This window comes from Propionimicrobium sp. BV2F7 (assembly GCF_000510445.1).
In the GTDB taxonomy this organism is placed as follows: Bacteria; Actinomycetota; Actinomycetes; order Propionibacteriales; family Propionibacteriaceae; genus Propionimicrobium; species Propionimicrobium lymphophilum.
This window is the reverse complement of sequence record NZ_AZIS01000003.1, coordinates 423,115-447,840: the sequence shown is the minus strand read 5'-3', so window position 1 is coordinate 447,840 and position 24,726 is coordinate 423,115. Positions and strand designations below refer to the sequence as shown.

Below are 24,726 nucleotides of genomic sequence, written 5' to 3'. Positions count from 1 at the left end.
AGAGCCTTGTATCAATATGAACGTCTAAGTAACTCACGACATGTGTGTCGAACACTATGTCGCGAACCCTACCTTCGGCTTTGGCGGCTTCTAAATCGTCAAAGCCGATTTGGTTTGTACCATCGCAGAAAACGCCATCACCACGCGCGACCCTGGTGAATACGACAGCCGCTACAAAAAGCTCGAGAAACGCTACCAACAGGAAGAACAAGAACGTCAGGCAATCAATTACCAGATCGCTGACCTCACTACTCGCCGAGCACAAGCCTCCTTAGTCCGCGACTGTCTAGCCACCCAGCCGCCACTCGAATACAGTGACGAGGCATGGAACATCCTAGTAGAGCAAGCCATCATAGATACTGACAGCTCCATCAGCATCAGCTTCAAAGATCACGCCTGATCCGCAAACTGAACGCAGCCTCGGCCACCGCTGGGCCACCAGCTGGGATGTGGTAGCCTTTAGCAGGCTAGCCGCGAAATTACGCGCCGCGCCGCAGCGGCGTTGTCCCTGTGGCATCTTTTCAGAAAGGGTTTTTGTGCCTGTTACGCCGACCGATCTCGCGCCCTTACGCGCGGCCGCAGCGGGTGTCAAGCTTGTTGTCGTTGATATGGACGAAACGTTCTTGCTCCCCGGGAAAGTGTTTCCCGCATGGGGTAACGAACTGGTTGACCGTCTGCGCGAGCGCGGCATTATTTTCTGCCCAGCCTCGGGGCGCCAGTATAAAACGCTCGCGGATATGTTTTCCGCCCACGTGGAGGGTATGCCGATTATCGCGGAAAACGGTGCGAATGTTCGCCGGGGTGGTATACCCCTAGCGACGACGACGCTCCCTCAGGCCACGAGCACCCGCGTGGTAGAGATTGTGCGGGAGCTCGCGCGCGCGGGCCAGGACGTGGGCACGGTCCTCTGCGGTGAAAAAGCGTATGCCGAGCGCACCGACCGCGCTTTTTTGGACGAAGCTCTTGCTTATTACCACGCCAATGAGATCGTCGCTGATCTCCTGCCTCACACGGAGGGCTTGTACAAAATCGGGGTGCTAAGTTTCTCCGATCCTTTCGTGGAGGTTATCCCGCGCCTGCGCGCCCTCGGCCCAGGAGTCGATGTGGTGCGCAGCGGGGAGCTATGGACGGATGTTAACCCCGCGGCAGCCACGAAGGGCACCGGTCTAGCTGGCCTGCAAGCCAGCCTGGGGATAACCACGGCCCAGACCCTTTGTTTCGGGGACTTCAATAACGATATTCCTATGTTCGAACACGCCGACTTTAGCTTCGCGATGGCTAACGCCCAGCCGGATGTACTGGAGTGCGCCCGCTACGTAGCGCCCTCCAACGCGGATAACGGTGTGCTCACCGTGCTCAACGAGCTCTTCGACCTCGGGTTCTAGCTTTCGCTGGGCTGGCCGCGGGCGGCTCCTCCTCATGCTCTTCGGAGTGAGCTCGTTGAGGGGCTGCGGCCGGCGGTAGTGGCTCGGAATGGGGGGATACCGGATCGGAGCCGTCCGCCATCGCGTTGGACGCAAGCAGGTAGTAGCCCACCCGGGTGTGATCGATACGTCCCCCCTCCGTCTAGCTGTCTGAGGTGTCGCTGGCATGGCTCAGTTAGTCAGATTTCTAGGCTTACGGAAGTCTCAGAGAAGCAAGTGACAAAAAGTATGGTTTCCGCCAAAAAGCGTGCGAGTCGCTAAAAGGTTTACGGTTTCGCAGGCCGGATCTATAACCTAGAGCGGTCGTGGAGTAACTGCCCGAAGCTAGACCTTCTAATTAAGCAGTAAAAGCTCTCACGTTTTTCGTAGACATTTACTACAAATCGCCGTTAATGAATGATTAGAGTACAAAAAATAATTGATTAGGTATAGCAATTTTTACATCTATAAATTATGCGTAATGGAATTATAGCTAATCTGTTTTATTTGGTTAGCTATCTTTATGTAGCTGTAACCATCAACCTGAGCTCAACGGGCTGGTTTTCTGGTTGTAGCGGTGGTACTTTTAGGAGGAATATATGCAACTAGCACACTGGACAGGAAGGTCTCATGTTCGACCTCAAGGACAAGCCCGGTTCTTTTGCAACGCTTGCCGGCAGAGCGCTGCTGAAACCAGCTCGTATTCTTAGAAAATTACTGATCGTAACCTTGGCTTGCGCCTTGGGTTTTACGCTATCGACCCCGTCCCTGGCTCATGCCGAGGATCTACAGATTAGCTCCCAGGGTGACGAACAAAGCGTCAATCCGACGCCAGTGAGCACTCCAGGCGTCAAAACTGATACCCAGGCGGGCGATGGGCTAGAGATAGGGCCGGAGATTATTGGGCAACCCGTGGGTGCAGCTGTAAAAGCACCGACCGTTAATGATCTATTATACGATGCTACAACGATTTCCGGAGCCAATTTAGCAAAAGCTAAAGTTGATAAAAAGACTGTAATAGCAACAGTCCATGTAAGCTTAAAGGATAGTAGTGGGACTGAAAAAGCCAGTCTTTCTGTTACACCTACAACTGGAACAACCTGGAAGGTAGATCTACCTGGGGGCGTTAAAGTTGCAAAAGGCGATACGGTTACTGTCTACCAACAAATAGGTGAAGATAAATCACCGGAGGTAACTAAAACTGCACAACCATCTAAGGCATCTACAGTTACTCTTAAAATGCCGACAGGCGAAATTTGGATAGAGCAAACTTCATCCAATATAGTTAATAAAGATGAACAAACAGAAGCTATTCAAAAGTTGAAAGATGCGAACAGCGGAATAGCAGGGGATATTAAATCTGTTAAGTTTTCCATTGATAGCACTGACCATGCTTATTATGAAGTAACTTATACTGATGGTTCGACATCAGGCAAAGTCGAAGCTACAAATTTAACAATAAAACAAGTTACAGAAACCTCAAGAGCGCCTGAGATTGACAGTATTACAATTGTAGACAATGTAGTTAAGGGAAAACTGGCCGAACCAGGACCTTTTGACGGCATAAAAGTACAATTAGTCGTTAATGTTAATAAGGATAAACAAGGTCAATATACTAATGAAAATAAGTGTACAGTTGATAAAGACTCATCTACGCCAATAGAGGTAAATGTACAAAGCGATGGAAATTTTTCCTATACTTTACAAGCATGGGATAGTTTAACTCTCGACCAAATAGTTGGTGTTTCTGTAAAAGAACCCCATAAATTTGTATCTTGTTCCACAACAACTGTTATACCGGTACCGGTAGAAAAAATAGAAGTTAGAGACCCCAGAAAATTAACTGCTGAAGATAAAAAAGCAATTGATGCTGCTATAAGAAATGCATATACAGTAGGTGGAGAATCTAAATTACCAAACGGAACTGGAGACTTGGATGGAGTTCCGGCAGTTATACAAATTGATGACAGCGGCAATGTTGAGATATTTAGCGGTAATGATGTGGAAGTTACTTATGATAGTAACTACAATCCGGTACCTGTAAAAAATGCAGATGGTTCATATAAGTTAAATGGTGGAGCTAAACCAGTAATAACAATCCCAGCAAAAGATCTGGTGAAAAATATTGCACCTAAATCTCCTGCGATTGCGGTAGATACGGATAAGGGTGAAGTAACTATTACCCCACCGGCTTATAAAGATCCTGGCGATGATACCGACTTGCTGTCTTACACCGTCACCTATAAGGATGCTTCGGGAGCGGAGAAAACCGTCAAAGCAACGCGAGCTTCGGACACCAATAAATGGAGCGGACCGGGTGTTAATGAAGAATCCGGTGTGATCACTCTGAGTATCGGAGACATCGAACTCGCCGGGACCATCAAGGCAACCGCAAAAGATAATGGCGGCCTCGAAGGTGACACCGATAAACTCGATTCAGTTGAGGAAAGCAAGAAGCTCGAAACTGCCACTGTTAGCTACGATGCCAACAAAGGCACCGGAGAAATGGAAGGCAAGACCGTAAATAAGGGCGCTGAATATGAGATTCTAGCCAATGCTTTTACGGCTCCCGCGAACGAGAAATTCAGGACCTGGCAGATTGGCACTGCCGAACACAAAGCAGGAGATAAAATCCGGGTTAAGGAAAACACTTCTATCCAAGCAATCTGGCAGGACATCGAGGTGACGGTTTCCTATAGCCCTAATGGTGGCGGTGGCAGTATGGATTCTGCGACCATGAAGAAAGGCAGTAAATATACCCTGCCTGAAAGCACCTTCACTGCTCCGGATGATACTCAGGAATTTAAAGCCTGGGAGGTCGACGGCAAAGAGGTAGCTGCGGGTACCGAGATCACCGTTGACAAGGACACCGTGGTGAAAGCCATCTGGAAAGACAGCGAAGTTAAGGTTTCGTACAACGCTAATGGTGGCGGTGGCAGTATGGATTCTGCGACCATGAAGAAAGGCAGTAAATATACCCTGCCTGAAAGCACCTTCACTGCTCCGGATGGCACTCAGGAGTTTGATACTTGGGAGGTTAATGGTGAGAAGGTTGCGCCTGGCACCGAGATCACTGTTAATGACAACACGGTTGTGAAGGCTGTTTGGAAGAAGATCCCGGTAAACGTCACTTATGACGCCAACGGTGGTAGTGGCGAAATGAAACCTGCAACCGTGGATAAGGGCGGTAAGTACACGCTGCTAGACAGTGGTTTTACTGCTCCGGATGACACCCAGGAATTCAAGGCTTGGGAGGTCGATGGTCAGGAAGTTGCGCCTGGCACCGAGATCACTGTTAATGACAACACGGTTGTGAAGGCTGTTTGGAAGAAGATCCCGGTAAACATCACTTATGACGCCAACGGCGGTAAGGGCAGCATGGATGGTGCGACTGTTGATAAGGGCGGTAAGTACACGCTGCTAGACAGTGGTTTTACTGCTCCGGATGGCACTCAGGAGTTTGATACTTGGGAGGTTAATGGTGAGAAGGTTGCGCCTGGCACCGAGATCACTGTTAATGACAACACGGTTGTGAAGGCTGTTTGGAAGAAGATCCCGGTAAACGTCACTTATGACGCCAACGGTGGTAGTGGCGAAATGAAACCTGCAACCGTGGATAAGGGCGGTAAGTACACGCTGCTAGACAGTGGTTTTACTGCTCCGGATGACACCCAGGAATTCAAGGCTTGGGAGGTCGATGGTCAGGAAGTTGCGCCAGGCGCCAAGATCACTGTTAATGACAACACGGTTGTGAAGGCTGTTTGGAAGAAGATCCCGGTAAACATCACTTATGACGCCAACGGCGGTAAGGGCAGCATGGATGGTGCGACTGTTGATAAGGGCAGTGAGTACGCGGTGTTGCCTAACGGTTTCACTGCCCCCGATGACACCCAGGAATTCAAGGCTTGGGAGGTCGATGGTCAGGAAGTTGCGCCAGGCGCCAAGATCACTGTTAAAGACAACACAGTCATCAAGGCTATCTGGAAGAAGATCCCGGTTGATAACCCGAATGGTGGAAGCAACAAGAATGGCGATGGCGCCGCTAAAGCGTCTAAAACCCGTAAGTCCAGGAAACTCCCGAAAACTGGAAATGCTGGAATGCCGTATCAAGTTGCAGCGATGATTCTTGCAGCCGGCGGATTAGTAATCGCTGGTAGGAAGAAAATCAAAAAGCACTAAAACTAAAAAGTTAAAGTAGCCGAAACCGCCCATACGAACAGTGAATATGGGCGGTTTCGCTATTTCCATGGAACTTATATATATGGAAGAAAGGAACTGCTTCTGCTCTCTGCAAAGCAAAGTTTCCTAAGGTTCTTGTAGTAGGGCAGTGCTTCGTGAGCTTGACTGAACCGTACTGGGTTTTGTTCCGCTACTTATGCGGGGATTAGTTCACCGACCCGGTGTTGATTAAAGTTTGAGACAATCTCCTCCGGGGCAGAGTAACCTAGCGAATCGTCGAGGCGGGAATTGTCCCACGAGCACACCCAATCCAGGGTTGACCACTCGACCTGTCCGGACGAGTGCCAGGTACGAGAGTAAATCAACTCGGTTATGTATACCCCGTTCACGGTTTCTGCTTGGGCTTTATCGTAGGAATCACCAACAGTTCCGGTCGATGACTTGATAATGGTGGCTGCCAGCCTTTCTCTGTATCTAATGCTTACATACTGGGGCTCTTGGTCAGCGTGATGAATCCGCCCTTCAGATAGCCATTAAGGGTCCGGCATATCGGCTCGCCCCCGAATTGATGCTCAAACTCATCGATATGAGCGATCATCATCGGGCCGGTCGGTCGAGCTCGGCAGCGAAAAAGCCGAAGCTGCCTCCAAAATCTATTTAGCGCGACGCAACTCAGTATTCTCACGTTCAAGATGCCTGATTGCGCCCGTGTTCTTCACGCGTAACACCAGGTGCCTTACCGTTATCGATTTAGACTTGCTTTTATATATTTTAAGGTGGTGAAACCGTGGGTGTTACCAGGCAGATCTGCAATGTTGCGAGCGTTGTCGTGCTTGGAGGCGGAACAGCTAGCCGACTAGGGGGAGTCTCTAAACCCGACTATCGCGTCAAAGGAACCAGACTGATCGACCTCTTATTCAACCAGCTAGACGTAATTGGTTTTTCAGGTCGAGTTATAGCTGTCGTACCAGAATGCGTCGAACTTCCGGATCACGTTACAAAGACGTTGGAAGATCCTCCTCTTGGCGGGCCGTTGGCGGGTATCGGAGCCGCGGTTGAGACACTCCGCGATCTTGAAGACGATAGCCTCGTCGCTTTGGCTACCTGCGATGCTCCAATGGCCACGTTAATTATCCCCGAATTGCTAGGTACTTTGATTAGTCAGAAGAAAAGCGTCGCAGCAGATTTACGGCTAGCGGGTGTTGCACCTATTTCGAGCGATGGCTGGCCCCAATTCGCTCATGGGGTTTATAGCATGGGCGCCTTGCGTTCGATTAAGTACGAGCGAAACCGGTCGATTCATTCTGCTTTCAAAAAGCTAAATGTTTGTCTGGTTCCAGATAGCAGGGGATTGTGCATGGACGTGGATACCCCAGAAGACGCTCGGGCGTTCGCAGATTTACTCACCAAAAGAAAGTGGCGAGTCTTTTAATCCGCTAAATCAGGTCTCGGTTAGCGACGTAACAGATTTTTATCAGGCGAGACCCAGGAAAATCGTGATGAATCTATCAGGGGAGTCCTTCTCCAAAAAGCTGAGAGGCACAACGGAGAAATACTCCCCACTAGTAGATAACTGATTTTCTCAGTCCAACTAATGGGGAGCAGTTCAACTACGAACCCTAAATTCGTTTAGTCGGGGATGACAGCTATCTTCACGCCGATTCGATCGGCGACTGCCTGATAGGCCTCGTGCACCTTGGACAAGGGGAAAGTGTGTGTCACTATCTCGTCGACGTCGATTGCTCCGGACTCGAGCACTTCAATGGCGCGCTTGACGTCCCTGCGTCTTGCGTTAGATCCTCCGGTTACCTGCAGTTCCTTGTAGTGGATCAGGTTCGGCTCCATTTGAGAAGTTGATCCTTTCGGGAAGCCCGCAAAGTAGTTAACCCGTCCGCCGTCTCTTGCCAGCTCCAAAGCATCTTGTGCTAGTTCTGTTGCGCCTATGCAGACGATAACGACATCCGCTCCAGCACCGTTCGTAACTTCTTTAACGCGGCTGTCTAATTCATCCGGGCTAACTCCAACAGCGCCAACCCTATCGGCGACTTCCCGACGGGTCTCTGATCTGTTAGAAACAAACACATAGCTTGCTCCGCTGGATCGCGCTAACTGCGCATGGATAAGCCCGATAGGGCCGGCGCCAAGAATAGCTACTACGTCACCCAAATTAACCTTGAACTGGTCTAAACCATTGAGGCAGCAAGATATAGGTTCCGCCAGGCAAAGCGCTTTCGGATCTAGCTCCTTGTTCGTAGTGATTAGGTTTCCTCTGCGCAGGGCTCTTTCGGGTACAAGCATGTATTCCTGAAGGCCACCGTCAATTGCGTAACCAAAGAGCTCCAAATCCGAGCAGAGGTGCTCCCGGTCTTTCAGACAATTGTCGCAACGACCGCACGAGACGACGATTGAAACCGTGGCTTGTTGACCAACTTTGAGGCCCGGCTGGATCTCCTCTACGCCTTCACCAATTTCTGCTATTCGTCCTGCAATCTCGTGACCAGGAACCACGCCGTAATCTACGCCAGACGTCTTTGCCCCGGTGTAAAGCCGGTAGTCGGTGCCGCACATGGTGTTAGCTTCGATTTTTAGCAGCACCTCGCCTTTACCGGGCTTCGGTTTGTCTTTTTCTACCAGGCGCAGGTCTTCGGGTGCATTCAGCGTTGCTGCACGCATTGAAATATCTCCTACTGGTTATAAAAACTCTGGAACGACACTCATCAGCATCGCGAACGAAGTCGCTCCTGGATCAGCGGTGCCTATCGAAGCCTCCCCATGGTTGTGAGCCCTGCCCTTCTTAGCAACGAACTTCGCCGTTTCTTTAGCCGCTTGTGCCGCTTTTGCGGCTGCAGACCTCCAAACTTCTGGGAGTTCGTCTGCATTGCCTTCCTCAAGCGCATCAGCGAATGGGGAAGCCGCGTCGACGATGGTCTTGTCACCGACTTCTGCTTCACCCATTTCGTGGAAGGAACGGGCCGCAACAATCGCGGCCTGAGCTACATCCTGGAGACTTACCTTTTGGGTATCAGAGAGTTTGCCTGCCGCCTTAGCGATTGCACTGCCCCACAGAGCGCCCGCTGTTCCGCCTGCCCCTTCGGACCAAGCAGCAGCGGCCCGAGCAAGGGTAGTTCTCAAACCAGCGTTAGCCTTGACGCATTCTGCTGCGGCTTTAGCGGCGGCGGTAGTTCCCAAAACCATGCCTTGACCGTGGTCACCGTCTCCGGCAACCGCATCCATTTTGCCAAGTTCTTTTTCGGTCTCTCGTGCTTTCTTCTCGAAGGCAGCGAAGATTTTCGCGGCTATCTCGGATTGTGCTGCAGATTCTGCAGACCCCGGCTCGATCTTCTCAGCGGATTCTTCCTCCACAACTCGTTTTTCGTTAGAAGACTTCAGATTGCCGACTTTGAAAGCAGGCGTGTCGGCAGGTGCTAGCCATAGCTCCTCTAACTCATCGTCTAAGAAACATAGCGTTACCGAAAGACCTGCCATGTCTAGGGACGTAACCTGTTCGTCAACTACAGGAGCGACGATTGTTAGTCCATGCTCTTCGAGCAGGCGTTTGACGGTGCGGTAAAAGACGAACATCTCTTCGTACTTGGTGGCGCCAAGGCCGTTGACTAGAACACCGACGCGACCCTCGTATCCGTTTTCGCGAGCAGGTTCTTCCTTTAAGAGACTGTCGACTAGCATCTTTGCGATTTCGTCTGAACTCATCATCTCGTGACTAGAGATGCCCTGCTCGCCGTGGATTCCCAGCCCAAGTCCAAAAGTCCCTGGCTCCACCTCGAAGAGAGGTTCCTTAGCGCCGGGGAAAGTGCAGCCGGTGAATGCCACGCCAAGGGAACGTATCCTGTCATTGGCGTGCTTTGCGATTTCTTCCACTTCGTCAAGAGATTTGCCCGCAGCCGCTGCGGCTCCCGCGATTTTTACGACGAAAAGATCCCCTGCAATTCCTCTGCGGTCAAGATGTTTATCCGGTGTACCGGAGGCCACGTCGTCAGTGATCGCGAAAATCCTCGCATCTTGGCCTTCTGCCTGCAACTGCTGAGCAGCGTTGCCGAAGTGAAGCACGTCACCTGCATAGTTGCCGAAAAGAATCAGGGTGCCGCCTCCGTTAGAAGCAGCCTTGCAGACGGATTTTGCCTGCGATGCAGAAGGTGAAGAGAAAATATTGCCGCATACGGCACCATGGGCCATACCGGGCCCTACCCACCCGGCGAAGGCGGGGTAGTGCCCAGAGCCTCCGCCAACCACGATGCTGACTTCGTTTTTCGGGCTGGTCGTAGCTCGTACAACGCCACCGTGGACGGGCTGAACATAACTTTCGTAAGCTGCGGCGAATCCCTCTACCGCTTCTTTTGCGAAATCTTCCTCATTGTTTACCAAATAAGTCATTGATCACTCCTGTGTGATATCCGGGATTTAGAGCGAGGCCGCCAGGCCTCGTTGCCTATTTTGGCCCCTAAAAAATTTTACCAATTACCACAATCAAAAAGAGCAAAAATCGATAAGCAAAAGAGGCTCGGCTTGTTTAGCCGAGCCTCATATATTTAATGCTTGCGCTTACGAATCGGAGAGCGAAGACGAAGCCTGTGCTCTTCGCGATACTTAGCCCTCTGCGCCCTTTCTCGCGCATGTCGCCTCTCGATCGCGAGGTTACGGGCAAACTCTTGTTGTTCCTTGTGATCTAGATAGATGACGTCGTTGGAAAGATCCTTAACCGTCGAGATCATCAAACCAATGAGAATCAACAAGAACGGTGAGGCAACCACGATGGTCACGTTCTGAATATTTGATAGCGCCTCATCGCCGCCAGAGATCAGCATGGTCAGGCCAATCAGTGCAGTGGCGACACCCCAGAGGCCGCTGACCCACGGAGTCGCGTTGACGCGTCCATCTTGAGAGATGGAGCCCATAACCGTTGAAGCCGAATCTGCCGAAGTGATGAAGAACATGCCTAGCAGCAGAACCGCCACGATACCGACGATGAAGCCGCCTGGAAGATTGTGGAGAACGTTGAACAAGATCTCTTCAGTGGTTCCTTCGCCATATGCAGACTGGCCGTTCTGCTCCATCCAGATGGCGGTGCCACCGAAGACGACAAACCAAATGGTCGATACACCTGCAGGCACCAAAGTGACGCCTAGCAAGAACTCTCGAATCGAACGGCCGCGGGAAATGCGCGCCAGGAACATGCCAACAAACGGAGACCAAGACATCCACCAAACCCAGTAGAAGATGGTCCAGCCCGACAGCCATTCTCCGGCCGTGCCATCGGCAGAAGCTCCAGTGCGGCTAGCCATCTCGAAGAAGTTCTGGATGTAGGTGTTCAAAGCTGTCGGCAGCAAATTCAGCTGGGCAACAGTCGGACCAACAACGAAAACAAAGATGGCTAGCAGGGAAGCGAGCACCATGTTTCCGTTTGAAATCATTCGGATTCCACGACCGACGCCAGACATAGCCGAAATCAAGAAGGCAATTGTCAAGACGGACACGATTCCGATGATTAGTCCCATTCCTGGGTTATCGACCAACCCTGAGGCCTTGAGTCCAGCACGAATCTGCAGAGCGCCTACACCAAGGGAGCTCGCTGTGCCGAAGATGGTGACGAAGACGGAAAGCGAATCGATTGCTTTGCCTAGAGCTCCGTTTGCGTTTTTCTCTCCAATAAGGGGAGTGAAAGCGGCAGAAATTAGCTGCTTACGTCCTACCCGGTATGTTGAATAAGCAATCGCAAGGGCGATAATCGCATAAATGGACCAGGGATGCAGCGTCCAGTGGAACATGGTCTGAGCCAATGCGGTAGCCACCTCTTTAGGCTGGTGGCCAGGGATGCCGTCGCGATAAAAATTAAGTGGCTCCGCAGCACCGAAGAACATCAGGCCAATGCCCATACCGGCTGCGAACATCATCGCGATCCACGACTTCGTAGTGAATTCTGGTTGTTCGTTAATTGCTCCAAGCCGGATTGCGCCGAATTTAGATAGAGCAATGACGAAGACAAAAATTACGAAGATCGTGCCGAAGAATACGAACGACCAACCTAAGTTGTCTAGCAGCCAAGTGAATGCGACGTCTGCAGTGTGAGAGAAGTTTTCGGGGAAACCTAGACCCCAAACCACAACCGCGATAGTAAGTGCTAGAGCGGGAATGACTACGGGCCAGGAGAGTTTAGCTTCCCCTGATTCTGCGGCAATCTCGATTTCTTCATCAAAGTCTGAAGTGTTGATTTCCTGCTCAACAGATAGCAGCGCTGCAAGCTCCGAAGTTGCAGATGAAGATGCATCTAGCGGCTTGCTTACTGTGTAATCTTTTTCTTCTAAAGACCTTTCACGATTGGAATTAGTTTCGGAATTTTCCTCTGAACTATCCTTTGTCATGTTTCTATCTTCTCGTGCCCAAGCCACTTGCCGCAAAGACCGGTCTAATCAGAGAGCGTTAATTTGCGGTTTGGTTACTGAAAAGTAAGAACATCCCTATTCTCATTGTGCTGAGAAAACCGAATAATCGAAATGATCGACTATCCCTAATCTTTAATTAATTACCTTTTGGATGCGTGCTAAAGCGTAAGCGATATTTTTGGTTTAACAGATAAGCAAATTTGGTTGGTTTGCTGAAAACGGCTTAAACATCGGTGAGTTGCTTGGAGATCTTTGGATATATAGAATTTGCCACGGATCCTAACCCAGTTCGGCTGGGCACCTTTAGGAAATAAGGAGACAACTTGTCAGATCCCATCGCCCAAGAGACCACCTCAGGTATCGATCAGCAGGGCATCGATCTAGTACCGACCAATCTTCGTCACGGAAAAGCAAAAGACCTATTTTTTCTGTGGGCCGGAACCACCACGAATATTTTTACTGTTTCATACGGTGCGCTTCTCGTAATTCTTTTCGGATTGAGCTTCTGGCAGGCGATCATTGCGATCGTTATCGGTAATCTTCTTGCTTACCCACTTTTAGCTCTGGCTTCGCTGCAGGGCCCGAAGACCGGCACCACCAACATGACCATCAGTCGTTCCAGCCTAGGGCCCCGTGGGGCAAGGGTGAACGGCCTGTTCTCCTGGTTAATGCTGCTTGGCTTCGAAGCTGCAGGTTTAGTGCTGGTCTACTACGCAATTGCCGCTTTATTAGGCATCTTTGGCTTTCAGCTTAGCGGGGGATTGCAGGTTGGTTTGATCGTCGTACTCGGTCTCATCCAGATGCTGCTTCCTTTGATTGGCTACAACTTCCTGATGGCAGCCCAAAAATTCGCGACGATCATTTTTGCTTGCGCCTTCGTTATTCTCGCGGTTCTGATCTTGCCCAAGGCAGACATTTCAGCTTCGCAGGGCATAGCAGGATCTGCCTCTGTCATCAGCGCTGTTAGCTTTGTAATCGTTTCTGGTGGACTGAGCTGGGCTTGCTCGGGATCTAACTTCTCTAGATATCTTCCGGCAAATACAAAGCTAACGGCTGTCGGAACTTGGGCCGCACTCGGCGGTTTCGTGCCGTACATGTTGCTCCAGAGCCTAGGCGCAGCAATGGCCACTGTTGCGGTTGGTCCGGAGGTGGATCTCAGCGATCCTCTCGCGGTTCCTGCAATTTTGCCGGCTGGATTCTCCGTTCCATTCTTGCTTTTGGTCGGTTTCGGCTTGATGGTGCAGAACGGGACTAACCTCTATTCGTCTTCGCTGAACCTTCAGACTGCTGGCATTCCCGCTAGGCGTCCGGTCGTAGTGGTTACCGACTCCATTATTTGCATACTCATCACCTGCTTCGCAGTCGCCCAGTCTTCGTTCTACGGACTGCTTAGCGCCTTCGTTGGCTCGTTAAGCATCTGGTTGGCACCTTGGGTAAGTGTCTACTTGGTTGATTGGATTATGCGTCGCGGAAACTACGATCTTGCAGGCCTAATGAATGAGTCGGGCGGGCCGTATTGGGGGCGCGGAGGTGTGAAATTTTCTGGTTTCATCGCCCTAATCGTCGGCATGATCGTGTCTGCGCTGTTTGCCAATACTGGCTATTTCATTGGCCCGATCGCAGCGGCGATGTCGCCTGATAACCCATCTTTTGCAGCCGATCTTGCAATTCCAACAGGTATTCTGACAAGTGGAATCCTCTACTGGGTGCTGAATGCCTCTAACAAAAACAAAAACTTGGGACTCGCGTAGAAAACGCATCCGAAAAGTGCAAGGAGGAGAAAATGCCGAACAGGCAACTACTCGATGTGGCCTACGGTAGGGCACACGCAGAAAAAATTATTAAGAACGGTAAGTTGGTAAACGTTCTGACCGGTGAAATCTATCCGGCGGATGTAGCAATTGCTGATGGCTGTGTAGCCGCAGTTGGCGACGTTTCCGCTCAGCTTGGCCCTGATACCGAAATCATCGATGCCGAAGGACGCTACCTGACCCCGGGCCTTATCGACGGACATCTGCACATCGAATGCTCCAAGCTGTCAGTGACGATGCTTGCCGATATGGTTTCGCGTTACGGAACAACCTCCGTTATCTCAGGACTAGACCAAGTTCTGGTTGCTGCCGGCATCGACGGAGTTAAAGAATTCCTGGCAGAGGCAGAAAAGTCTTCCATGCACGTTTGGTGGGGCGCACCCGCCAAGGCTCCATACACCATTCCGGAATCCAACGTCGGCTTTCCATTTAAGGCGGAGGATCACAAGATCGCTCAGGACATGCCAGAGTGCGTCGGCCTGTGGGAAACGGTCCAAGAGATGGTTGAGGACGGCGATGAAGACGTCCTAGCTGCGATGGATCTTGCCGAAAAGAACCGTCTACACGCATTCGGCTGCGCTCCTCTCGTTGATGCTCGCCGAGTTGCTGGGTATGCGGCTTCCGGAGTTGTGCTTTGTCACGAGTCTTACTCTCCGGAAGAAGAGCTGGAAAAGATGCGTAACGGCATCGACATCATCATTCGTGAGTCCACCGCAGCTCCGATGCTTCGGGACAACATCAAGCTGGTCACCGAGATGGGTGCTCCTAGCGATCGAGTCGGTTTCTGCACTGACGACATCACATCCACCGACGTTCTGACCCGTGGCCATCTGGACTACGTAGTTCGGCTAGCGATCGAGTGTGGCGTAACCCCGATGCAGGCAATTCAGATGGGCTCCATCAACACTGCCCGCATGTACAAGCTCGATCACAAGATCGGTGCTATCGCTCCTGGACGTTTCGCTGATATTCTCTTCGTCGACGATTTGAACGACTTCCGTCCTGCTAAGGTTATGACGGCCGGTCGATTTGTCGCAGAAAACGGAAAGTCTCTCAAGGCTCCTGTTGCTCCTGAGCGCACCCCTGTTGTGGCAGACACATTTAAGTTGAAGGAGATCGATCCCGCTCGAATTAAGGTAACCGCTGAAGGATCGAAGGCTCTCGTTCAGGCCATTGTCCTGAGCAAGGACGTGGCCTTCCGTCGTCCAGGCGCGCAGATCGAACTCGACATCGTAGATGGAGTTGTGCAGCCGGATGTCGAAAAGGACGCCATCATGGTTGCAGTCGCAGAGCGCTACGGAAAAACAGACAATCTCCCCGTTGCGTTCATAAACGGATTCAGCATCAAGAAGGGTGCGATCGCGACATCCAACTCTCCCGATGACAACAACGTGGTGGTTGCCGGAACGAACGCTGAAGACATGGCTTTGGCAATTAACGAGGTCGCCAAGCTAGGCGGCGGACAAGTTGCTGTCGCTGATGGCAAGGTTATCGGGAGCCTTCCGCTTCCGGTGGCCGGAATCGTTGCTGACATTCCAGCTGAAGAAATGTCGAAGGCCGAGCGTGAGTTGGATCGCATCGCCCGTGACGAGCTTGGCAGCGATCTGCCTTCACCATTTGGCCAGCTGCTTTTCCTTTCGATTACTGCCATCCCCGAATGGGCGATTACCGACCTCGGCCTGATCGATTGCGTTAAGTTTGTAGTTGCGGACCCAGTAATCGAAAGCAAGTAGGAGTAATAGTGATTTCATCATTCGTACAGAAGCTTCCGAAGGTTGAGCTTCACCTCCACATCGAGGGCACGCTTGAGCCAGAACTCAAGTTCAAACTCGCTGAACGCAACGGCATCAAGCTCGCTCAATCTACTCCGGACGAGGTTCGTGAGTCTTATGACTTCGATGATCTTGCCTCGTTCCTCGACGCCTATTACGACGGCATGAACGTTCTTCGCACTTGCGAAGACTTCTACGATCTTGCGATGGCATACCTAGCTAAGGCTGCCGAACAGAACGTCCGCTACGTCGAGATTTTCTTTGATCCGCAGGCCCATACCTGTCGTGGCGTTTCATTCGACACGGTCATCAGAGGTCTACACCGTGCTCAGTTGGACGCAGAAAAGAACCTGGGCATCAAGTCGGCTCTTATCATGTGCTTCCTTCGCGATTTCCAGGCGGAATTTGCGATGGCCACTTTGATGCAGGCTCTTGATTACAAAAACTGGATTGTGGGCGTCGGCCTCGATTCTGACGAGACCGGAAATGCTCCCGACAAGTTTGCCGATGTTTTCGCTAGGGCACGTCAGGAAGGCTTCCTGCTGACGATGCACGCCGACGTGGACATTAAGGATTCCATCGAACATATTCGTCAACTGATCGAGGAGATCAAGGTCGACCGCATCGACCACGGCACGAACGTGATCGAAAACCCGGAGTATGTCCAGTACTTAATAGATAACAAGATTGGCCTGACCAGCTGCCCAATCTCAAACACATGGGTTTCCGATGGCTCGAAGATCAAATTGGTCAAAGAGCTAGCAGACAAGGGCGTTAAGGTATGCATCAACTCCGATGATCCCGCCTACTTCGGTGGATACATTGGTGAGAACCTGCAGCTAGTGGCAGACGAGCTTGGCAGCGACGAAGAATTCCTCAAGCTGCTCTGCTTGAACGCGGTTGATATTTCTTGGGCATCTCCTAGCCTTAAGGAAGAGATCCGAGCTGAGATTAAATCCTGCTAAAACAAAATTTCCCCCGAGAGAATTATCTCGGGGGAAATTTTTTATACTCCGCAATCTGGTGGGGGATCTTTTAGTAGATCCTCCTCCCAGGCAGCGTCTAAAACATGTTGAAGGTCTACTGGATCTTCGATTTTCTTCTTAGCAGCAGCGATGATTCGTTCTTGCTGTGCCAAAACCATTTCCTTGATTTGCTTGTCACCAACTTCGTATACCGACTCTAAAACTTGGAGAAGTGAAATCAATACGAGAGGTTCGTGGGAACCGTACCTTCTGATTTCACCGCAAAAATCTTCAAGAATTTCGTCGAATCTTCTCGCTGCTGCCCATACCAATAGCCGATCGTCATCGTCACGCCTGACTTCCGGAAAAATAGGATCTTCAGCTAGGTCCCTAAGAATCGTTGAGCACTGACCAAAAGCGTGAACGGCAGTAGTCGGATCATTAACTCCAGAGCTTAAGGCTCGTACACCAATGTCCAACACCTGCCTCAGTCCGAGGGTGTAATCAGAGCCGGAAATTCTACCGTCATCTAGGTAGATGACTTCGGGTAAATCGGGAGTGTCCTCTCTATCTTCTTCGAACCAATACCTTGCCCAGGACATGCCGATGATGACCATATCTCCGGGACGGCAATCTATAACAATTGTCGCATTGTTTTCCCTTGCCCATTGCGATGCATGATCGACATCTATCGATTGGATATAGCCAAACCCGTTAGATGTCACCGTACGGGCGCGTTCAGGAACATATGGGCGTTCTAAGTTTTCCCTACGTTCCTTCTCTACTTTGTGGGCAACCTGAGCAGATTTATCGATCGAGGTTCGGATTACCGAATCAACCCGAACCATTTCGACAACTCTTGTTACGTACCAGATGAAAGTGACGACGGCGATGAAGATGAGCAGAATTGCTGCCGCGACTGCAAACTGCGGAGGTCTATCGATATCTGACGTGTGAATCGAGCGCAAAGCCGCAACTGAGAAGCAAATGATGAATACATAGACCGATATAATCCCGCGAACTGCGCGAGACTGAATGAAGTCTCTCAGCAGTTGATGTGAGAAATTTCCGCTCGCCACTTGAAGCACAATCAAAGTCATCGAAATCGTCGTGGTTAGGACAGTCAACGCGGTAGAGAAGATCATGCTGATCATGTCGGCCGCAGATGATGCCGAACCCGGCCATAAATATTCTGCAAGGACTCCGTCTTCAGGAAGGTGCAGGGAACCAAGAAAACTACCCAGGCATAATGCCAAGATTCCCATGAATAAAGGCCAAGTCCACAACCTTGAACTGAAGAACTGGCGAACGCGGTTAAAAATGACTCTCATGTCACAACAGTAACTAGAAATGTAACGACGAGGGCTTCTTCATCTGTAGAACCAGTGGATTGCTAGAACGTTGAGATAGCCTTTAGATATGGCAAAAGTGATAAAACCTGGCAGTCTGTTGGTGGCTGACGCATCAACAAATGCAGGTTTTTTCACCCATGCCGTGGTCTTGATAATCGATATCGACGAAACAGGTGCCCTCGGCATTGTTTTGAACAAGGTAAGCAATATTGATCTGAACCGCGTGATTCCACTGTGGCGAGATTTAACAAATCCGCCTCAGTACCTATTTTCTGGGGGCCCCGTATCTCCTGATGGCGCCGTCTGCTTGGCAGTAGCTAACTCAACCGAAACCAGCCCTCTTGGCTGGCGTCGTATCTCAGGCGACTTGGGGCTCTTACAATTAGATACGCCAGTCGAGTTAGTCGAAGGCGCCTACCAGCAACTAAGAATTTTTGCTGGATACTCAGGCTGGGGTCCGGGGCAGTTAGAAGACGAAATCGAAAACGAGATGTGGCAGATAGTTCAGTCGCATCCTGGAGATATTTTCACTGCCAAGCCAGAGGAGCTGTGGAGAAACGTTCTTCGCAGGCAGGGCGGCAGCCTCGGCATCATGGCGAGCTGGACTGCAGACCCTCAGATGAACTAAGGATTCATGTTATCGGTCAAAACTGGCTAGGATTAAGTAGCCGTTTGAAAGAAGTCGAGGCAAGCTCTATCAGTCGTACGGAAGCAGGAAAAATGGGTCAGTTAGGGGAAACGCGACCTGAAGTTTTGATCGTCGACGATGATGCTGCGCTTGCCGAAATGCTCGAATTAGTTTTGCGTCAGGAAGACTTCAGCACTATTTGGTGCGCTGACGGAAGCAAGGCGGTAGCTGATTTTAGAGAGCATTCGCCGCAGATAGTTCTTCTAGACATAATGCTTCCGGGCAAGGATGGCATTGAAGTGTGTAGGGAGATCCGATCCGAAAGCGGTGTCCCTATCATCATGCTTACTGCCCGAAATGAGACCAACGACGTCGTAAGAGGCCTTGAGGCTGGGGCAGATGACTACGTTTCTAAACCCTTCAAAATTAAGGAGCTGCTAGCGAGGATTCGGGCAAGGCTGCGCGATAACTCTGACGCTTCTAGGGACATTCTTCGAATCGGTGACCTTGAAATCAGCACTATGAGTCACACCGTTTTTAGGGGAGAAGAGCAGATTAATCTGACCCCCCTCGAATTCGACTTGCTGGTTGCTTTGGCGAGCAATCCGATGCAGGTGCTTAGTCGTCAGAAACTTCTCGAAGACGTGTGGGGCTATCGAAATGCGGCAGACACCAGGCTAGTCAATGTGCACGTGCAGAGGCTCCGTTCAAAGATCGAGATAGATCCGGAAAATCCAGTGATCGTCTTAACCGTTCGTGGAGTTGGGTACCGGGCCGGTGGGACTTCTCAAACCTGATTTTTCGTTTTTCAGACTGCCTAAAACCACCCTTGGTAGGCTGTGGCAGTCCTCCTTGATGGCCCGAGTAGTCATTTCAACCGTTCTAACGAGTGTTTTTATCAGCGTCATAGCTGGTCTACTCGTCACTGATCAGGTCACGGATGGAGTCCTTGAAGGCAAACGGCAAAACAGCCAGATAGAGGCCGCAGCGGCATTATCAAGAATGCAAAATGAAATCTTGGGAATGGATCTGGCTAGCGACTCTATATTCGAGCGCTTAAGCAGCGTCGCGCAGCAGATCGGTTCTGAACCAAGCCAGTATTCAATCGTCTTGGAAGCCGGCCTGAGCGTATATCTTTTCGGCGGGGTACTGCCCGAAAGTGTTCCGGAGGAGTTGAAAACGGAAGTCTCCAAAGGCGGCACCGGTCAGTGGATTACCTCTACGGAAATCCTTTATGACGACGATACCGGCGTCCCCGGAATTGTGATTGGTAGCAATCTTCAGTCTGCTGATGGTAAGGAATTTCCCGTTTACTTTCTTTTTCCGCTGACAAGAGAGATTCAAACATTAAGCGTTGTGAGGCAGGCACTGTACTCGGTAGGGCTGATTCTCCTCTTCGCACTCGCAGCGACCATGTGGCTAATTTCTAAGAGCATAGCTAGCCCAGTTGTCGAGGCTAGAAATGTCGCCCAACGAATCGCTGATGGAAACCTAAACGAGCGGTTGGAGGTAAGCGGCAGCGATGAAATAGCCGATCTAGGCCGGTCGATGAACTCGATGGCTTCCACGCTTCAAAACCAGATCGCCAGATTAGAGAACCTCTCCACAATGCAGCAGCGATTCGTCTCTGACGTTAGTCACGAGCTCCGCACTCCGTTGACAACACTAAGGATGGGTGTCGACATGCTCTACGAGGGCAGGGATTCTCTAGATGCCCTCCAGCACAGAGCCGTAGAACTGTTACACAGTGAAGTAGAAAGATTCGAAAGGCTGCTTTCGGATTTACTAGAAATTAGTCGTTTCGATGCAGGCGCAGAAGCTCTCTATCTTGAATACGTGAATTTAAGTGAACTTGTCGAGGACGAAATATCAGGTGTCGCCTCTTTGAGCAACGAGTTGGAAACCGAAGTCGAGCTGAACAGCGAAGGAGACTGCGTCGCTCACTGCGACCCGAGGAGAATCCGTCGTATTGTTCGTAACCTTCTTACTAACGCTCTGGAGCACGGAGAGAAGAAGCCAGTGCAAGTTGATTGTTCAGATCTGGGAGATTACGTCCGAGTCACTGTAACAGACCACGGTGTTGGGCTGGATGCCGATCAGCTAAAACAAGTTTTTAACCGTTTTTGGCGGGCTAATCCTTCAAGGGCTAGGACCGTTGGTGGAACCGGATTAGGCCTTTCCATTGCTCAAGCAGATGCCCTGCTTCACGGAGGAAGCCTTGAGGTCTGGGGCAGTCCCGGCAACGGAGCTTCGTTCACGCTCACCCTGCCTAAGCAAGCTCATAATGGCTCTGAAACGGCTGATCCCGGAGGCTCCGATGCGTAAAATAGCCGTCGTTTTAGCTTTAGTTTTTAGTTCTATTATGGTTGGGTGCTCAGCATTGCCAACAAGCGGTCCGGTCGAATACCTGCAAGAAGTAGAACCGCACGAACAAAGACCTAAAATCAATGTTGCCCCGCTGCCTCCGGAACAGGACGCTTCGGCACAGATGATTATCGAGGGTTTTTTAGCAGCGATGGAATCCTCAGCCGATGACTACGCTGTGGCAAAGCAGTATCTGACTCCGGAGGCATCTGATCAGTGGGATCCGGAAGCCAGCGTCCTCGTCTATTCGAAGCAGTCTACTTACGAACAAGGCCCATCGAATTCTATTTCTTTGCGGTTAGAAGAAGTCGGCAACCTAGACGGTTCGGGTTTTTATACATCTAGGAAACCGCACGCAGTAACAATTAATCTGCGTCTGCAGCAGGTTGACGGGCAGCTCAGAATTTCCAACCCTATGCCGGGAATCGTTCTGTCTTCCCAACGGTTCGAACGATCCTTCGCGCCGGTTAAGGCGTATTTTGTGGCTCTTGATGAGAGTTCCGTGGTTCCTCAGCAAGTCTTCCTGCAAGCCGCCCGCTTAAATCTTGATGAGATCGTAAAAACGGTTCTGCGTGGCCCGAATAAGTGGCTAGCACCAGTGGTGAAAAACTACGCCCAGGATGCATCGCTTAGTTCTGAAACCTGGATAGACAATGACAAAATCGCAAGGGTTAGCCTAAAAGGAGTTAGCCAGGATATTTCTCCCGATCAAGCTGAACTTCTCGCAGCTCAATTGCTGGCAGCCTTGACGAACTTTCAACGAATTCAAGGCGTAAAAATTAAAGTTGATGATTTAGATTTACGAATGTCTGGAAGCAAATCTGGAACTCTGTTAGCAAAAGACTGCGGGCTGCTTAAGCCAGTCACGGAAGATGCATACAAAATTGTCGGAGTAGCAACAGAGAAGCCAGTTGAGATCGACGATGGGGGACGGGCTGTCCCGCTTCCACAGTTTGACGGAATTCCAGAACTTCTTGTTTCTCAGGTAGCAGCCAATGATTCCAACATCGCTGCCACATCAAATTCTGACTCCCAGATCTGGCTGAGCAAAGATTCAGGGCAGGCTGAAAAAATCTTCGACGGTGAATCCATTAGCTCTTTACAGTTCACCGGAGACTATCTGTGGTGGCTAGCTGATACAGCTTCAGGAACGAGCATCTTCAGAAGGTCTGGCGACGGCACGATTGACTCCCAAGAGATAATAGCTCTTCGCGGCAGAAAGATTTCCGCTCTATCCGTTTGCCAAAACAATGCTTATGCCGCCTTAGTCGTTAACGACGAATACGGCCAGTTATTCGGTATGGTCCGGATTAACAACGTCGATGGCTTGAAGATCGATGGCTGGCGAGAAGTACCGCTTAACTGGAAAGACGGAAAAATTACGTCGGTTAAAGATGCAGCTTGGGCATCCGGCAACAGGATCGTTTATCTTGGATCTTCTGCTTCTGACGGTAAAACTATTGCTTTTGCCACAGACATGGACGCAGCAATAGTTAGCTCACTTGGGCCGTATAGCGAAGTCGAGGCAGTAAAAATTATCGCTGCACCCGTGGGATCGCTCACATCTACGATGGTTCTCACCAACACCGGCAGGGTTCTAAAATTCGAGGACCAGTATCGCTGGCCCGTCTTTGCCAATGACCTATCAAACATCAGCTACGCCATAGACAAGGCATAAAAAATTGGGCAACGCTCAAAGCGTTGCCCAATTTTTATTTCAGACTACTTACCTGGCTGAACGATCTCGATCAGAACACCCTTGCCCGACTTCGGGTGGATGAAGTTGATCTTGGAGCCACCGGTGCCGATGCGAGGCTCATCGTAGAGCAGACGCATTTCGCGCTCGCGCAGGACCTTCGAAACAGCTTCGATGTCGTCGCAGCGCCAAGCCATGTGGTGCAGGCCGGGACGGTTTTTGGTCAGCCACTTAGCAGTGGTCGCATCTTCACGCGTCGGCGAAATGATCTGAATCTGGGTCATGTGCTCTGTGAGTTCCTTAGCGGGAGCGAGCATGATCTCAAAAACACCCTGCTCGTCGTTTACCTCGCGGTGGAGTTCGTGAAAGCCCAGAACCTCGGTGTAGTGCTTAGCCGCTTCTTCTGCGTCGGGGCAGACGTAAGCGATGTGGTCAATGCAAGTGAACAGATCAGAGTTGTCCATGAAGCATTCCTTTCAAAAATCGATAGCTGTCGCTTTAAAGCCTAGCTGATTAGCCCTCGAGGGCCTCAGAGACTACCTCTTTAGCAGCATCTTGAATCTTACTAAGCTCGTTTTCAGAGACGTAGCTTTCGGCATAAATCTTGTATTTATTTTCGGTACCGGACGGACGTGCGGCAAACCATCCCTCGTCAGTCGTAACCTTGATTCCGCCGATCGGTGCGTCGTTACCCGGAGCGTTCGTGTAGACGTTGGTAATTTTCTTTCCAGCCAGTTCAGTAGCTTTGATGTCCTCAGGAGACAGCGCTTTGAGTCGGGCTTTCTCCTCGCGGCTAGCGTCGCTGTCAATCCGCTGGTAGACATATTCGCCGAATTCTTCGGCAAGTTCCGCATAACGCTGGCTTGGGGTCTTACCGGTCACCGCCGTGATCTCACTTGCGAGGAGATCAAGGATGATTCCGTCCTTGTCGGTCGTCCAAGTGCTGCCGTTCATCTCTAGGAACGATGCACCCGCTGATTCTTCGCCTCCGAAGCCGAGCTCGCCTGAAATCAGACCTGGCACGAACCATTTGAAACCGACAGGAACCTCTACGAGGGTTCGTCCGAGTTCCTTCGCGACGTTGTCGATCATCGAGCTGGACACCAACGTCTTACCGATCTTGGTGTCAGCAGGCCAACCCGGACGGTGCCCGAACAGGTATTCGATGGCCACCGCTAGGTAGTGGTTCGGGTTCATCAAACCCGCATCTGGAGTTACTATGCCGTGCCGATCGGCATCAGCGTCGTTTCCTGTAGCGATGTCATATTTGTCGCGCTGGTGAACTAGGGACGCCATCGAGTTCGGAGAGCTGCAGTCCATTCGGATCTTGCCGTCTGTGTCCAATGTCATGAAATACCAGGTTGGGTCGATAACCCGGTTCACAACGGTAAGGTTCGGCAGCAGATTCTCGGAGATGTACTCCCAGTATTGAGCGGAGGCTCCGCCCATCGGGTCGGCGCCGATGCGAAGTCCGGAGGACTTGATCTTATCGATGTCGACGACCAAGGAGAGTTCCTCGCAGTACTTGCTGCGATAGTCGAAGCGGTTTACTTTGTTTGCCGCCTTTTCATAAGGAATACGCTTGACCTTTTTGAAGTCAGGCACCAGCTCGTTGGCGCGATCTGCTATCCAACTAGTTGCGTCGGTATCTGCCGGGCCACCATTCGGCGGATTGTATTTGAAACCACCATCGCGAGGCGGGTTGTGCGAGGGGGTAACAACTATGCCGTCTGCCTGAGGACCACCTGTGTGCTCACGGTTGTAGCGAATGATCGCGCGAGAAAGCGCCGGGGTAGGCGTGTACTCGTCCTCCTTCTCAGCGAAGACTTCGATTCCTGCAGCTACTAGAACCTCAATAGCGGTCTTCCAAGCGGGTAATGAAAGGCCGTGAGTGTCCTTGGCAATGAAGAGCGGGCCGGTGACGCCCTGCGAGGCGCGATATTCGATGATCGCAGCCGTGATTGCCGTGATATGGGCTTCGTTGAAAGCCCCGTCAAACGCCGAACCGCGGTGTCCGGAAGTGCCGAAAACTACCGCCTGGTCGGGGTTAGAAACATCTGGAACTAGATCGTAATATGCAGCAAGAAGTGCATCTACATCAATTAAATCGCTTTTTTCAGCCGGTTTGCCGGCACGTGGATGAGCCATAACTATTATC

17 protein-coding genes are annotated in these 24,726 nt (G+C 51.0%); 11 read left to right on the top strand and 6 right to left on the bottom strand.

Annotated elements, in window-relative coordinates:
* The first annotated feature begins 109 nt into the window (after positions 1–109).
* The 4 genes from HMPREF1255_RS03025 to HMPREF1255_RS03005 all read left to right on the top strand — a co-directional run bounded on the left by HMPREF1255_RS03025 (position 110) and on the right by HMPREF1255_RS03005 (position 7,014).
* Positions 110–400: a hypothetical protein gene (locus HMPREF1255_RS03025; protein ID WP_024110957.1), complete on the top strand. Its 291-nt coding sequence runs from the start codon at positions 110–112 to the stop codon at positions 398–400.
* A 136-nt stretch (positions 401–536) separates the two neighbouring features.
* Positions 537–1,385 carry an HAD-IIB family hydrolase gene (locus HMPREF1255_RS03020; protein WP_024110862.1) on the top strand — a complete coding sequence of 283 codons (849 nt, stop codon included), beginning with the start codon at positions 537–539 and terminating at the stop codon, positions 1,383–1,385.
* A gap of 648 nt (positions 1,386–2,033) precedes the next feature.
* Positions 2,034–5,582: an InlB B-repeat-containing protein gene (locus HMPREF1255_RS10030; protein WP_024110804.1), complete on the top strand. Its 3,549-nt coding sequence runs from the start codon at positions 2,034–2,036 to the stop codon at positions 5,580–5,582.
* A gap of 787 nt (positions 5,583–6,369) precedes the next feature.
* Positions 6,370–7,014 carry a molybdenum cofactor guanylyltransferase gene (locus HMPREF1255_RS03005; RefSeq protein ID WP_024110807.1) on the top strand — a complete coding sequence of 215 codons (645 nt, stop codon included), beginning with the start codon at positions 6,370–6,372 and terminating at the stop codon, positions 7,012–7,014.
* Between the two features lie 197 nt (positions 7,015–7,211).
* Here HMPREF1255_RS03005 and HMPREF1255_RS03000 read toward each other — a convergent pair whose 3' ends face one another.
* The 3 genes from HMPREF1255_RS03000 to HMPREF1255_RS02990 all read right to left on the bottom strand — a co-directional run bounded on the left by HMPREF1255_RS03000 (position 7,212) and on the right by HMPREF1255_RS02990 (position 11,959).
* On the bottom strand, positions 7,212–8,255 hold the full coding sequence (locus HMPREF1255_RS03000; protein ID WP_024110628.1) for an alcohol dehydrogenase catalytic domain-containing protein: 1,044 nt from the start codon (positions 8,253–8,255) through the stop codon (positions 7,212–7,214).
* 18 nt (positions 8,256–8,273) lie between these two features.
* Positions 8,274–9,974, bottom strand: a complete 1,701-nt coding sequence (locus HMPREF1255_RS02995; RefSeq protein ID WP_024110905.1) for a dihydroxyacetone kinase family protein — start codon at positions 9,972–9,974, stop codon at positions 8,274–8,276.
* 155 nt (positions 9,975–10,129) lie between these two features.
* Positions 10,130–11,959, bottom strand: a complete 1,830-nt coding sequence (locus HMPREF1255_RS02990; protein WP_024110516.1) for a BCCT family transporter — start codon at positions 11,957–11,959, stop codon at positions 10,130–10,132.
* Between the two features lie 344 nt (positions 11,960–12,303).
* Between HMPREF1255_RS02990 and HMPREF1255_RS02985 the strand changes: the two genes are divergently transcribed.
* Genes HMPREF1255_RS02985 through add form a run of 3 tightly spaced genes read left to right on the top strand, consistent with a single transcriptional unit; the run spans position 12,304 to position 16,528 of the window.
* A complete protein-coding gene (locus HMPREF1255_RS02985; RefSeq protein ID WP_024110842.1) occupies positions 12,304–13,731 on the top strand; it encodes a cytosine permease in 1,428 nt (475 codons plus the stop codon).
* Positions 13,732–13,763: 32 nt separating this feature from the next.
* Positions 13,764–15,524: an adenine deaminase C-terminal domain-containing protein gene (locus HMPREF1255_RS02980; RefSeq protein WP_024110705.1), complete on the top strand. Its 1,761-nt coding sequence runs from the start codon at positions 13,764–13,766 to the stop codon at positions 15,522–15,524.
* Between the two features lie 8 nt (positions 15,525–15,532).
* Positions 15,533–16,528: an adenosine deaminase gene (add, locus tag HMPREF1255_RS02975; RefSeq protein WP_024110891.1), complete on the top strand. Its 996-nt coding sequence runs from the start codon at positions 15,533–15,535 to the stop codon at positions 16,526–16,528.
* 41 nt (positions 16,529–16,569) lie between these two features.
* On the opposite strand, the gene HMPREF1255_RS02970 is transcribed toward add, so the two are convergent.
* Complete coding sequence (locus HMPREF1255_RS02970; protein ID WP_024110982.1) at positions 16,570–17,859, bottom strand: DUF2254 domain-containing protein; 1,290 nt, start codon at positions 17,857–17,859, stop codon at positions 16,570–16,572.
* A gap of 88 nt (positions 17,860–17,947) precedes the next feature.
* On the opposite strand from HMPREF1255_RS02970, the gene HMPREF1255_RS02965 reads away from it, so the two are divergent.
* From HMPREF1255_RS02965 to HMPREF1255_RS02950, 4 genes are all read left to right on the top strand, one after another.
* Positions 17,948–18,508 (top strand): YqgE/AlgH family protein, encoded by a 561-nt coding sequence (locus HMPREF1255_RS02965; protein ID WP_024110734.1) that lies wholly within the window; start codon positions 17,948–17,950, stop codon positions 18,506–18,508.
* 92 nt (positions 18,509–18,600) lie between these two features.
* Entirely contained in the window at positions 18,601–19,305 is a 705-nt protein-coding gene (mtrA, locus tag HMPREF1255_RS02960) for an MtrAB system response regulator MtrA (protein ID WP_036916805.1), read from the top strand.
* A 58-nt stretch (positions 19,306–19,363) separates the two neighbouring features.
* Positions 19,364–20,833, top strand: coding sequence for an MtrAB system histidine kinase MtrB (gene mtrB, locus HMPREF1255_RS02955; protein WP_155948443.1), 1,470 nt, complete (start codon positions 19,364–19,366; stop codon positions 20,831–20,833).
* On the top strand, positions 20,793–22,550 hold the full coding sequence (locus tag HMPREF1255_RS02950) for an LpqB family beta-propeller domain-containing protein (RefSeq protein WP_197016963.1): 1,758 nt from the start codon (positions 20,793–20,795) through the stop codon (positions 22,548–22,550). The genes mtrB and HMPREF1255_RS02950 overlap by 41 nt, the downstream gene beginning before the upstream one ends.
* Positions 22,551–22,594: 44 nt before the next feature.
* Here HMPREF1255_RS02950 and mce read toward each other — a convergent pair whose 3' ends face one another.
* Positions 22,595–23,032 (bottom strand): methylmalonyl-CoA epimerase, encoded by a 438-nt coding sequence (mce, locus tag HMPREF1255_RS02945; RefSeq protein ID WP_016455911.1) that lies wholly within the window; start codon positions 23,030–23,032, stop codon positions 22,595–22,597.
* A gap of 49 nt (positions 23,033–23,081) precedes the next feature.
* Positions 23,082–24,716 (bottom strand): phosphoglucomutase (alpha-D-glucose-1,6-bisphosphate-dependent), encoded by a 1,635-nt coding sequence (pgm, locus tag HMPREF1255_RS02940; RefSeq protein ID WP_024110922.1) that lies wholly within the window; start codon positions 24,714–24,716, stop codon positions 23,082–23,084.
* Between the last annotated feature and the right edge of the window lie 10 nt (positions 24,717–24,726).

What these genes read in the sequence shown, in the direction of transcription:
- HMPREF1255_RS10030 (WP_024110804.1), top strand. Translation starts at nt 2,034, where the DNA reads ATGTTCGACCTCAAGGACAAGCCCGGTTCTTTTGCAACGCTTGCCGGC.
- HMPREF1255_RS03000 (WP_024110628.1), bottom strand. Translation starts at nt 8,255, where the DNA reads ATGCGTGCAGCAACGCTGAATGCACCCGAAGACCTGCGCCTGGTAGAA.
- HMPREF1255_RS02995 (WP_024110905.1), bottom strand. Translation starts at nt 9,974, where the DNA reads ATGACTTATTTGGTAAACAATGAGGAAGATTTCGCAAAAGAAGCGGTA.
- HMPREF1255_RS02990 (WP_024110516.1), bottom strand. Translation starts at nt 11,959, where the DNA reads ATGACAAAGGATAGTTCAGAGGAAAATTCCGAAACTAATTCCAATCGT.
- HMPREF1255_RS02980 (WP_024110705.1), top strand. Translation starts at nt 13,764, where the DNA reads ATGCCGAACAGGCAACTACTCGATGTGGCCTACGGTAGGGCACACGCA.
- HMPREF1255_RS02970 (WP_024110982.1), bottom strand. Translation starts at nt 17,859, where the DNA reads ATGAGAGTCATTTTTAACCGCGTTCGCCAGTTCTTCAGTTCAAGGTTG.
- HMPREF1255_RS02965 (WP_024110734.1), top strand. Translation starts at nt 17,948, where the DNA reads ATGGCAAAAGTGATAAAACCTGGCAGTCTGTTGGTGGCTGACGCATCA.
- mtrA (WP_036916805.1), top strand. Translation starts at nt 18,601, where the DNA reads ATGGGTCAGTTAGGGGAAACGCGACCTGAAGTTTTGATCGTCGACGAT.
- mtrB (WP_155948443.1), top strand. Translation starts at nt 19,364, where the DNA reads ATGGCCCGAGTAGTCATTTCAACCGTTCTAACGAGTGTTTTTATCAGC.
- HMPREF1255_RS02950 (WP_197016963.1), top strand. Translation starts at nt 20,793, where the DNA reads ATGGCTCTGAAACGGCTGATCCCGGAGGCTCCGATGCGTAAAATAGCC.
- mce (WP_016455911.1), bottom strand. Translation starts at nt 23,032, where the DNA reads ATGGACAACTCTGATCTGTTCACTTGCATTGACCACATCGCTTACGTC.
- pgm (WP_024110922.1), bottom strand. Translation starts at nt 24,716, where the DNA reads ATGGCTCATCCACGTGCCGGCAAACCGGCTGAAAAAAGCGATTTAATT.